We start from the raw sequence: 1,545 nt of genomic DNA, 5'->3' as shown, positions 1-1,545 counted from the left end.
CAATAAGATCAGGACAGTTGATAAGGTGAAGGGACGACAAATTCTTCAGCCTACCTGTCCGTCGTCAGAGTTTTTGGAACCAATGGCGGGCTAAACTAAGAGAGAGTTTGGCTCATCTGGTTGGTTTGATTATGCGGCGTGCTGGCGGTGATGCAAGCGGCGCGTTTCGAGTGTCTTTCGTTTGATCCTTTCCCGTTGCTTTAGAATGGCTTTATCACGTCCGAAGTAGACGTCAGCGGGTGTGACGTTGTTGATGCTCTCATGATACCGCTGATGGTTGTAGTGGTCGACGAAGGCTTCGATCTGAGCTTCAAGATCGCCTGGCAGGAAGTAGTTTTCCAGCAGGATGCGGTTCTTCAAGGTTTGGTGCCAGCGTTCGATCTTGCCTTGAGTCTGAGGGTGATAAGGCGCACCGCGAGAATGCTTCATGCCCTTGTCCTGCAGCCACTCAGCCAAGTCGCCAGAGACGTAACTGGACCCATTGTCGCTCAGCAAACGTGGTTTGTGGGCGATGTGAACTTGGTCGCATCCGGATGCCTGCAATGCGAGCTCCAGCGTATCGGTCACATCTTCCGCACGCATGCTTGTGCAGAGCTTCCAAGACACGATGTAGCGACTGTAATCGTCAAGAACCGTGCTGAGATAGAACCAGCCCCATCCCAGCACTTTGATGTAGGTGAAGTCAGTTTGCCAAAGCTGGTTAATGGCCGTCGTTTTGTGCTGGAACTCATCAGCAGCCTTCAGGACGATGAAGGCAGGGCTGGTGATCAGGTCATGTGCCTTGAGCGTGCGATAGACTGTGGATTCCGACACAAAGTAGCGCTCCTGATCGGTGAACGTCACAGCTAGCTCGCGTGGCGACAACTCCGTTTCCTGCAGCGCTAGGTCGACAACTTTGCGCTTCACCTCATCAGGCACGCGGTTCCAGACGTGTTTTGGCTTGGGAGAATGATCAGCAAGGCCAGCCTCACCACGTTGCAGATATCGGTCATACCAACGGTAGAACGTGGTGCGGGGGATGCCCAGCTTAGCCAGTGTCCGGCGGGCCGACAGATGGCTTTCCTCCACGAGCCGAATGATCTCAAGTTTTTCTGATGCAGCATATCTCATTCGTGGTCGCCCCCATCCCCGAGCATGCTTTTTTTGAGAAGACGCAGTTCAAGTGTCTGTTCCGCAACCACTTCCTTGAGGTCTTTTGCCTCGCGGCGCAGTTCCTTCACTTCGTCCGTGTTCGCAGCACGTGCGGTATCGCCAGCCAGCCGCTTTTTACCAGCTTCCATGAAGTCCTTGGACCATTTGTAATAGATGCCCTGAGAGATGCCTTCACGACGGCAAAGCTCAGCAATACTGTCCTCGCCTCGCAGGCCGTCCAAGACGATCCTGATCTTCTCTTCAGATGAATAGTGCTTGCGGGTCGCCCGCTTGATGTCTTTGACGATCTTCTCGCCTGGACTCTTCGTTGTCTTTCTCATCGTCCACTCCTCGGTGGCTACGATGAGCAACAAACACTCTCTTAGCAAATACCCCTATTTGGACCCATAGGCG

General features: G+C 53.5%; 1 protein-coding gene. It reads right to left on the bottom strand.

From position 1 onward, the window contains the following. Positions 1-129 precede the first annotated feature (129 nt). Positions 130-1,472, bottom strand: a protein-coding gene (locus AC5EFR_RS23390; RefSeq protein WP_493578091.1) for an IS3 family transposase whose coding sequence is annotated in 2 segments (ribosomal slippage) — positions 130-1,145 and positions 1,145-1,472 — 1,344 coding nt in all. Because the reading frame shifts where the segments join, the coding sequence is not laid out codon by codon here. Positions 1,473-1,545 lie beyond the last annotated feature (73 nt).

The sequence above is a fragment of the Pelagimonas sp. genome, from assembly GCF_058892305.1.
Note: the sequence above shows the minus strand (reverse complement) of the source record. Positions and strands in the feature narration are given on the sequence as shown.